The following is a 9,530-nucleotide window of genomic DNA, read 5'->3' on the forward strand; positions in this document are numbered from 1 at the left end:
GTGCTGGAGGCGATCGAGCGCGAGCACGGGCTGCGCGAACTCGCCGCCTGGCCGATCAGCGCACTGCGCGTGCACTGCGTGGTGCTGGAGATCGCGCCCGGCGCCGAGCGCGACCAGGTGCTGGCCGCGCTGGCGCGCGATCCACGCGTCGAGTTGGCGCAGCCGTTGCAGGATTTCGACACGCTGAGCCTGCCGGACGCGGCGCACGCACCGGCCGGCGCGGCCTACAACGATCCGTACGTCGACCTGCAAAGCGGCTTCGTCGAGCTCGATGCCGTCGATGCGCACCAGCGTGCGCGCGGGCAGGGCGTGCGCATCGCGCTGATCGACACCGGCGTCGACACCACCCACCCCGACCTGCAGGGCCGCATCGCGGCGACGCGCGACTTCGTCGACGGCAGCGCGGCGCGCTTCGACGCCGACCGCCACGGCACCGAAGTGGCCGGCGTGATCGCCGCGGTCGCGAACAACCGGCAAGGCATCGTCGGCATCGCGCCGCAGGCCATGCTGTCGGTCTACAAGGCGTGCTGGCAGCGCGTGGCAGCCGACGGCGGCGGGGCCCGCTGCAACTCGTTCACGCTGGCGCAGGCGCTGGGCGCGAGCATCGACGACGGGGCCCGCATCATCAACCTGAGCCTGGGCGGGCCCGACGACCCGCTGCTCACGCGGCTGGTGACCCATGCGCTGGGCCGCGGCCGCATCGTGATCGGCGCGATGCCGCCGGACGGCCGGCCGCACGGCTTCCCGACCGGCATCGCCGGCGTGATCGCGGTCGACAGCAGCCGCCCCGGCCCGGCGGCGCCGGGCGCACCCGACGCGGTGCTGCGCGCGCCCGGCCGCGACATCCTGACGCTCGAACCCGGCGGCCGCTACGACTACAGCTCCGGCTCGTCGCTCGCGGCCGCGCATGCGAGCGCGGTCGCCGCGCTGCTGCTGGAGGCCGCGCCGTCGCAGGACGCGGCTGCGGTGCGCACCGCGCTCGAACGCAGCCGCAGCGGCGCTTCGATCAATGCCTGCGAAGCGCTTGCAACTCTTTTCGCTCCCACCCGCACACACCGACAGGAGCAGGACGGTCGCGGACCGTGTGCTTCCCGCCGCGGGCCGACGGGCCTGCCTGTCGAACCGGTCGATGAACGACCACGAGGAGCGATGCAATGACGATGACACGCAAGGGATTCCTGGGAGCTGCCGCCGGCAGCACGGTGATGCTGTTCCTGCAGGCCTGCGGAGGCGGCGGCAGCGACTACAGCGGCAGCCCGGCGCCCGCTCCGGGGCCGGCTCCCGCCCCGGCGCCCGGTCCGGCCCCGCAGAGCTGCGGCTCGTCCGGCGGTGCGATCGCCGGCAACCATGGCCACGTGCTGGTCATCGCGGCCGCCGACCTCGATTCGACCACCGACAAGACCTACAACATCACGGGCACCGCGTCGCACGCCCACAGCGTGACCTTCACGCCGGCACAGCTGCAGTCGCTGAAGGCCGGGCAGGCGGTGACCGTGACCTCGACGATCGGCGCCCAGCACGACCACGAAGTCACGGCCAGCTGCGTATGAGCTGGCAGCGCACGATGGCCGCCGCGCTGCTTGCGGCGGGTGGGATGGGTGCGCTGCCTGCGCTCGCGGTCGAGGTCGGCCAGCCGGCGCCTGACGTCGAGCTGCCGGCCGCGGTGGCCGCCGCGCCGAAGTTGTCGGCGCTGAAGGGCAAGCTCGTCTACGTCGACTTCTGGGCGTCGTGGTGCGGGCCGTGCCGGCAGTCGTTCCCGTGGATGAACGAGATGCAGGCGAAGTACGGCGCGAAGGGGCTGCAGATCGTCGCGATCAACCTCGATGCGAAGCGGGCCGATGCCGATGCGTTCCTCGCGCAGCTGCCCGCGCGCTTCGGCCTCGCGTTCGATGCGGCCGGCGCGTCGGCGAAGCGCTTCGGCGTGAAGGGCATGCCGACCTCGGTGCTGATCGGCCGCAACGGCGAGGTGCTGGCGGTGCACCAGGGCTTCCGCGACGACGAGCGGCAGGCGCTGGAGGCCAAGCTCGCTGCGGCGCTCGCGACCCCGTAGTTCCCTCTTTTCAATTCAAGGATCTTCGATGCGACCGATGCTTCGGGCAGCCGGCTGCCTGTGCCTGGCCGTGCTCGGCGGCTGTGCCGCCTGGGCGCCGCCGCAGCCGTGGGAAAAGGGCCAGCTCGCGCGGCCCGAGATGACGATGGCCGGCGATGCGCTCGGCGAGCGCTATGCGCAGCACATCTACGCCAGCAAGGAGGCGGCCTCCGGCGGCTACGGCGTGGGAGGGGGCGGCTGTGGCTGCAACTGACGCACGCGGTGCCCTGGTGCTGGCTGCGCTGGCCTTGCCCGGCGTGTGGGCCGCAAGTGCGCAGGCGCAGGGCGCGCCGGAGCACGGCCTGGTCGCGCTGAAGCACCTGCACTACGAAGATTCGCAGCCCGGCCTGCACCGCATCACCGTCGACTCGCCGTCGTTCTACCTGCTGGCGCCGCTCGGCCCGCGCTGGTCGGTGGAGGGCACGGCGGTGCTGGATTCGCTGTCGGGCGCGACGCCGCGCTGGCAGAGCGCGGTCTCGAGCGCCTCGACGATGCACGAGACGCGCCGCGCCGGCGACGTGCGGGTCACGCACTACCTCGACCGCGCGTCGTATTCGATCGGCGCGAGCGTCTCGCGCGAGCACGACTACGACTCCGATGCGCTGTCGTTCAATGGCAGCTGGGCCAGCGACGACAACAACACGACCTGGCATGCCGGCATCGGCGCCAACCGCGACCGCATCCACCCGACCGACGGCGGCAACGCCGGCATCGACAGCCGCAGGCGCAGCGGCACCGACGTGATCCTCGGCGTCACGCAGGCGGTGTCGGCGGTCGACCTGGTGCAGATCGATGTGAGCCACAGCCTGGGCCATGGCTACTTCGACGACCCGTACAAGGACCTCGACGTGCGCCCCGACCGGCGGCGCCAGGCCACGCTGCTGGCGCGCTGGAACCACCACGTCGCCGACCTCGGCGCGACGCTGCGCAGCAGCTGGCGCGCCTACCGCGACAGCTACGGCGTGCGGGCCCACACGCTGCAGGCCGAGTGGGTGCAGCCGCTCGGCGGGCAGTTCGCGCTGACGCCGCTGCTGCGCTATCACACGCAGGGGGCGGCTGATTTCTACGCCAGGGCGCAGGTCGATGCGAATGGTGCGCCGCTGTTCCCGGCACTGTCGCCGGGGCAGCTGAACTCGGGCGACCAGCGGCTGTCGGCGTTCGGCGCGTTCACGCTGGGGCTGAAGGCCGAGTACAAGCTCGACGCGCTGTGGACGGTCGACGCGAAGGTCGAGGCCTACGAACAGCGTGGCAGCTGGCGTGCTGGCGGCGAAGGGTCGCCGAACCTGGAGCCGTTCCGCGCGCGGTCGGTGCAGCTCGGCGTGAGCCGGCAGTTTTGACGGAGGCCGTTGATGAAGACCTTGTTGATCAGAGCGCTGCTGCTGGTGGCGGCTTGGCTGCCGCTGCAGGCCTTCGCGGCCGATGACTTCCTCGACCCGGAGGCCGCGTTCCGCTTGAGCGTGCAGGCGCAGGACGCGCAGCATGTCGCGATGCACTTCGCGATCGCGCCGGGCTACTACCTGTACCGCGAGCGCCTGGGCGTGCAGGCCGCGCCGGCCACGGCGGCCGGCGCGGCCGTGGCGATCCCGCGCGGCAAGACCAAGTTCGACCCGACCTTCCAGAAGGAGGTCGAGATCTTCCACGACGAGCTCACGATGGTGTTGCCCATCGCCGCCGATGCGCCGCCGTTCCGCCTCACCGTGGGCCACCAGGGCTGTGCCGAGAAAGGCCTGTGCTACCCGCCGGCTTCGCACGCGTTCGACCTGAAGCCGGGTGCCGGCGGATGGACCGTGGCAGCAGTGGCCGATGCGGACAGCACGGCTGCGCCTGCCGCGTCGACGGCTCCTGCTGCCGCACCCGCCACGGCCACCCCCGCCGCGCCGGAGACAGGCCGCTTCGCGAGCGCGCTGCAATCGCGCAGCCTGCTGACGGTGGCCGGCGTGTTCCTGCTGGCCGGTGTGCTGCTGTCGTTCACGCCCTGCGTGCTGCCGATGCTGCCGATCCTGTCGTCGATCATCGTCGGGCAGCGCGGCACGGTCTCGCGCTGGCGCGGCTTCTCGCTGGCGCTCGCGTACTCGCTCGGCATGGCGCTGATCTACACCGCGTTCGGCATGACGGCCGGCCTGCTCGGCGAAGGGCTGGCCGCCGCGCTGCAGAACGCCTGGGTGCTGGGTGCCTTCGCGTTGCTGCTGGCCGGGCTGTCGCTGTCGATGTTCGGCGTCTACGAGCTGCAGCTGCCGAACGCGCTGCAGAGCAAGCTGAGCGAGGTGTCGGGCCGGCTGCAGGGCGGGCAATACCTCGGCGTGTTCGTGATGGGCGGCCTGTCGGCGCTGATCGTCGGGCCCTGCGTCGCGGCGCCGCTGGCCGGTGCGCTGGTCTACATCAGCCGCACGCACGACGTGTGGCTGGGCGGCATCGCGCTGTTCGCGCTCGCGTCGGGCATGAGCGTGCCGCTGCTGCTGGTCGGTGTGTCGGCCGGCTCGCTGCTGCCGCGCGCCGGCGGGTGGATGGACCGCGTGAAGCACTTCTTCGGCGTGATGCTGCTGGCGGTGGCGCTGTGGATGGTGTCGCCGGTGCTGCCGTCGTGGGGGCTGATGCTCGGCGCCGCGGCACTGCTGCTGGCGAGCGCGGTGTACCTCGGCGCGTTCGAGGGCGGTGCGGCATCGCCGGGGCGCGCGGCGACGCGCGGCGTCGGCCTGCTGCTGGCGGTGCTCGCGGTGCTGCAATTGGCCGGCATCGCGTCCGGCGGGCGCGACCTGCTGCAGCCCTTGCAGCACCTCGCCGGGTCGGGCCAGGCCAGCGGCACGCGCGAGGCCGCGCTGCCGTTCCAGCCGGTGGCCGACCTGGCGGCGCTCGATGCCGCGGTGCGCACGTCGACGAAGCCGGTGATGGTCGACCTGTATGCCGACTGGTGCGTCGCCTGCAAGGAGTTCGAGTCGCTGACCTTCACCGACGCCGCGGTGCGCGAGCGGCTGGCCGGCATGACGTTGCTGCGTGTCGACGTGACGGCCAACAACGCGCAGGACAAGGCCCTGATGCGCAAGTACGGCCTGTTCGGGCCGCCGGCGCTGCTGTTCTTCCCGCCCGGCGGCGAGGAGCGCAGCGAGGCGCGGGTGGTGGGTTTCCTGGATGCGGCGAGCTTCCGTGAGCACCTCGGCGAACACCTCGACCCGCGGCGCTGATTTCGCACTGCTGCACACCGGTTCGCCGGTGATGCCGGCTCCTTTCATGTGCTCAACAAAATGAACACATGAACACATATCAAGCCGCACCGAATGCCGCGCCAGCCCACGCCGCCATCACGCTGCGTGACCTGCGCGAACCTCACCCCACCGACATGCGCTCGTGGCGCAGCGCGTCGATGACCGTCACCGAGCGACCGGGCAGCACCTGCCACTTCGTCGTGCTGCCCGACGGACGCCTGTTCAGGATGCCGGCGCTGCCGCCGGCGCGGGTGAACTGAGGTGCGGCTCTCCGCCTGAACTCACGCCACGGCGAAGTACAGCGTCCGCTCCGACAGCGGGCCGCCGGCCGCCGTGCCGACCGTCAGGCTCACCTGCTGCACCCACGCTCCGCGCGGCCCGTGCGGTGCCGCGACGCGGCGGCTGCGCACGAACACCGCGCGGCCGTCGATTGCGCCGCTCCACTCGCCCAGCGTCTGCGCCGAAGCCGGATGCGCCCGCAAGGCCTTCAGGCGGAAGCGCTCGACGAAGGCGCGCAGGTCCGGCTCTGAGCGGATGGCGTCGAACTCCGGCGGGGTCGCCCACCCAGCGTCCAGCATGCGCGGGCGCGTCAGTGCAGGAAGCGGCCGTCCGAGCCGAGCATCGTCATCTCCACCATGTGGCCGCCGTTGTGGGTCTCGGGGCTGAACGTCACGTGGTAGCCGCCCGCGTCCCAGTCGTGCATCGTTTCCAGCGTGCTGATCAGCTTGGCGCGCGTCAGTGCGTGCCCGGCGCGGCGCAGGGCCTCGGTCATCGTCTTCGCGGCGATGAAGCCCTCCATCGAATGGAAGCTGCGCGTCGGCACGCCGGCCTTGCGCATCGCCTGCGCATACTCGCGCTGGATCGGGCTCGCCTCCGCCCACGGGAACGGCACCACTTCCGAGACCTGCAGGCCGGCGCCGGCGCTGCCCAGCTCGTCGGCCAGCGACTTGCCGCCGACGTACGACAGGCTGACGAACTGGCCCTTGAAGCCGCCCTTGCGCATCTCCCGGATCAGCGCCGCGCACGAGGCGTAGGAGCTGACCAGCACCACCGCATCGGGGTGCGCCGCCAGCAGGGCCTTCGCGGGCGCCGCCACGTCGGTGCTGTCGCGCGCGATGGTCGCCATGGTGCCCATCGCGAGCTTGCGCTTCCTGCCGGCCTGGGCCACCGCTTCCATGCCGGCGGTGCCGAAGGCATCGCTCTGGTGGAACACCGCGATGTGCGTCAGGTTGGTGACGCTCAGCTGCTCGACGATGTGCTCGGCCTCCTCGGCATAGCCGGCGCGCAGGTTGAAGACGTAGCGGTTGAACGGCTCGCGCAGCGCGGCGGCGCCCGAGGCCGGCGCGAACAGCGGCACCTGCGCGGCGGTGAGCACCGGCAGCGCCGCCAGCGTGGTCGAGGTGCCGATGTAGCCGAACAGCGCGAGCACGCCATCCTTATCGATCAGGTCGTGCGTGTTCTGCGCGGTGCGCGCCGGGTCGTAGGCGTCGTCCTTGGTGCGCAGCTCGATCTTGCGACCGTTCACGCCGCCGGCTTCGTTGACGGACTGGAAGTAGGTGCGCGCGCCGAGGTTGAACTCGGTGGCCACCTGCGACGACGGTCCGCTGAACGGCGCCGACTGGCCGAGCAGGACGGTGTTGCCCACCAGGTCCTGCTCGGCGGCCTGGCTGCCCAGGCCGAACGAGGAGGCGATGGCGAACAGGGCGAGGTGTCGGCGGATGTGTACTGCTTGCATGATCGGAAGGGGCTGTCGGTTACTGGACGATGCGGCCGTTGATGCCGAAGATGCCGAAGTTCACGTAGTGCGAGCCGCCGCGCCCGCGCGTGCTGAAGTCCAGCACGTAGCCGCCCAGGTCGAGCGGGGGCGAGCTGCGCAAGGTCGCGGTGACGGCCTCGGGCGTGATGCGCGGCGTCTTCTCCAGCGACGTGACGAGCGCCTTCGCGGCGATGAAGCCTTCCATCGAGCGGGCCGACAGGTCCGGGCTGGGCGTCGCGGCCTGCAGGGCCAGGTACTCGCGCACGATCGACAGGCTCGGCTGCGACGTCTGCGGCAGCACGATCGAGAAGGCGTAGCCGCGGGCGCGTTGCGTGCCCAGCGCTTTCAGCAGCGCATCGGTGTCGATGATCGACATGCCGTACAGCAGCGCGTGGCCGCCGGCGACCTCGTAGCGGCGCGTGAACTCGATGGCGGCCGCGGTGGTGGCGCCCAGCACGACCACCTCGGGCGCGGCCGTGATCATCTGGTCGACTGCGCTGCCCACCTCGATCGTGTTGCGCGGGTAGCCGGCACGCGCGACCAGCGTCATGCCGAAGCGGCCTGCGGCCGCCTGCGCGCCGGCCAGCACGTCCTTGCCCAGGCCGTCGTCCTGGTAGACCAGGCCGACGCGGCGGATGCCCAGGTGCGACAGCTGGCCCAGCAGCCGGTTCACCTCGTCGTGGTAGCTCGCCTTGACGACCAGCATGCCGTCGGCGCTCGCCACCGAGGCGGCGCCGGAGATCGCGCCGACCATGCCGACGTGCGTGCGCACCAGCACGCCGTCGGCCGCCAGCGCCTCGAGGTTGGTGGTGCCGATGGTGCCCAGCAGGGCGACCGGCGACTCCTTCTCGATCAGCTCCTTGACGAGGCGGACCGTCTGGTCGGGCTTCTGCGCGTCATCGCGCGTCACGAAGCGGATGCGCTGGCCCTTGATGCCGCCGCGCGCATTCACCGCATCGAACCAGAGCAGCGCCCCGGCGTGCACGGCCTTGCCGGTGACGGCCTGCGGGCCGCTGAACGGCGCCACCTGGCCGACGACGATGTCGGCCAGGGCCGCTTGCGACAGCAGCAGCGCGGCCAGGCCGGCGGCGCGCATCAGCAGGGATGCCGGGGGGCGATGGGAAGACTGCATCGGGGGGAACCTCGGGCTGGGTGCAAACGAGCCGCGAATGTAGGGAACCCCTGCCCGGTCCGCATGACCGCGCGTCGACCACGCCCTGACCGGCGAATGTGGGCGGCGCAAGCGTGACCGAGGTCACGGCTGCGCGGCCGGCAGCACCGGGAGATCGTCCTGCGGCAACACCTGGCGCACGTCCTGCGGCAGCTCGCGCTGGCGCGCGCGGATGTAGTCGTAGCGGTCCAGCGACGTCGCGTCCAGCGCCGCTTCGTCGGCCATCACGTGCGGGCGCAGGAACACCACCAGGTTGGTCTTGCGGCGCGTGCGGTTCAGGTAGCGGAACAGGCCGCCCAGCAGCGGGATGTCGCCGAGGAACGGGATCTTGCCGGCATCGCTCTCGTAGGCGTCCTCGATCAGGCCGCCCAGCACGACGATCCTGCCGTCGTTCACCATCACGGTGGATTCGATCGAGCGCTTGTTGGTGGCCGGCCCGGCGTTGCTGGTGCCCGGCGTCGCCGTCGAACTCACCGACGACGACTCCTGGAAGATCGTCATGCGGATGCTGCCGTTCTGGCCGATCTGCGGGCGGATGCGCAAGGTGATGCCCACGTCCTTGCGCTCGACCGTCTGGAACGGGCTCGCGCTGCTGCCGGTCGTGTAGCTGCCGGTGACGAAGGGGACGTTCTGTCCGACCACGATCTTCGCCTCCTCGTTGTCGAGCGTGACGACGTTGGCGGTCGACAGGATGTTGGTGCCCGACATCGACTCGAGCGCCGACGCCACGTTGCCCAGCGTCAGCGTGCTCAGGCTGCTCTGGCTGATGCTGAAGATCTGCTTCCATTGCAGCCCGATGTCGAGCGCCTTGGCCGCGTCGACCTCGACCACCAGCGATTCGACGTAGAGCTGGGCGCGCCGGGTGTCGAGCAGTTCCACCACCGCGCGCAGCTCGCGGAACAGCGGCTCGGGGGCGGTGATGATCAGCGCATTGGCGGCCGGGTCGGCCTGGATGTAGCCGCCGGTCGACGGCTGCGCGGCGGCGCTGACCGGCGCGGTGGACTGGGCCGATGCCGACGAGCTGCCGCCGTTGCCACCGCTTCCGGCGGGGCTGGCCGCGGCCGCCTGCGCCATGATCGGTGYCGCGCCCGGGCTGGTGCCGCCGCCGGTGGCCGACACCCGGCCGGCGTCGTTCGCCGCGGCGGCGCGCAGCACGGTGGCCAGCCGCGTCGCCTCGGCATTCTTCAGGTAGATGACATGGATGTTGCCGCCGGCAACGCCGCCGCCGCCGGCCCGGTCGAGTTGCGCGACGAGCGCGCGGATCGCGGCCAGGCGGGCGGGGTTCGGGGCGCGCACCAGCAGCGCGTTCAGGCG

General features: G+C 71.7%; 11 protein-coding genes. 7 read left to right on the plus strand and 4 right to left on the minus strand.

All coding sequences use genetic code 11. From position 1 onward, the window contains the following. The 7 genes from AC1D1T_RS26445 to AC1D1T_RS26475 all read left to right on the plus strand — a co-directional run. A partial coding sequence (locus tag AC1D1T_RS26445) for a S8 family serine peptidase (protein ID WP_477992803.1) occupies positions 1 to 1,158 on the plus strand: 1,158 nt, incomplete at its 5' end. Beyond that, the gene (locus AC1D1T_RS26450) at positions 1,155 to 1,550 is read left to right on the plus strand and encodes a hypothetical protein (RefSeq protein WP_047509764.1); all 396 of its coding nucleotides are present in this window, start codon (positions 1,155 to 1,157) and stop codon (positions 1,548 to 1,550) included. The genes AC1D1T_RS26445 and AC1D1T_RS26450, both read left to right, overlap by 4 nt. Next, complete coding sequence (locus AC1D1T_RS26455; RefSeq protein WP_477825695.1) at positions 1,547 to 2,050, plus strand: TlpA family protein disulfide reductase; 504 nt, start codon at positions 1,547 to 1,549, stop codon at positions 2,048 to 2,050. Before AC1D1T_RS26450 ends, AC1D1T_RS26455 begins: the two co-directional genes overlap by 4 nt. 28 nt (positions 2,051 to 2,078) lie before the next feature. After that, complete coding sequence (locus AC1D1T_RS26460) at positions 2,079 to 2,303, plus strand: DUF4266 domain-containing protein (protein ID WP_047509768.1); 225 nt, start codon at positions 2,079 to 2,081, stop codon at positions 2,301 to 2,303. Next, positions 2,290 to 3,426 (plus strand): DUF3570 domain-containing protein, encoded by a 1,137-nt coding sequence (locus AC1D1T_RS26465; RefSeq protein WP_477825696.1) that lies wholly within the window; start codon positions 2,290 to 2,292, stop codon positions 3,424 to 3,426. The genes AC1D1T_RS26460 and AC1D1T_RS26465 overlap by 14 nt, the downstream gene beginning before the upstream one ends. Before the next feature lie 12 nt (positions 3,427 to 3,438). Beyond that, positions 3,439 to 5,268, plus strand: a complete 1,830-nt coding sequence (gene dsbD / locus AC1D1T_RS26470) for a protein-disulfide reductase DsbD (protein WP_477825697.1) — start codon at positions 3,439 to 3,441, stop codon at positions 5,266 to 5,268. 68 nt (positions 5,269 to 5,336) lie between these two features. Beyond that, positions 5,337 to 5,549 carry a hypothetical protein gene (locus AC1D1T_RS26475; RefSeq protein WP_047509774.1) on the plus strand — a complete coding sequence of 71 codons (213 nt, stop codon included), beginning with the start codon at positions 5,337 to 5,339 and terminating at the stop codon, positions 5,547 to 5,549. Positions 5,550 to 5,570: 21 nt separating this feature from the next. On the opposite strand, the gene AC1D1T_RS26480 is transcribed toward AC1D1T_RS26475, so the two are convergent. From AC1D1T_RS26480 to AC1D1T_RS26495, 4 genes are all read right to left on the minus strand, one after another. After that, positions 5,571 to 5,867 (minus strand): hypothetical protein, encoded by a 297-nt coding sequence (locus AC1D1T_RS26480; protein ID WP_477825698.1) that lies wholly within the window; start codon positions 5,865 to 5,867, stop codon positions 5,571 to 5,573. Positions 5,868 to 5,878: 11 nt separating this feature from the next. Next, positions 5,879 to 7,024, minus strand: coding sequence for an ABC transporter substrate-binding protein (locus AC1D1T_RS26485; protein WP_477825699.1), 1,146 nt, complete (start codon positions 7,022 to 7,024; stop codon positions 5,879 to 5,881). Between the two features lie 19 nt (positions 7,025 to 7,043). Continuing rightward, entirely contained in the window at positions 7,044 to 8,177 is a 1,134-nt protein-coding gene (locus AC1D1T_RS26490; RefSeq protein WP_477825700.1) for an ABC transporter substrate-binding protein, read from the minus strand. Between the two features lie 123 nt (positions 8,178 to 8,300). Beyond that, on the minus strand, positions 8,301 to 9,530 hold a 1,230-nt coding region (locus AC1D1T_RS26495; RefSeq protein ID WP_477992804.1), incomplete at its 5' end, for a secretin GspD/PilQ domain-containing protein.

Source organism: Rhizobacter sp. P2_H3 (genome assembly GCF_056403355.1).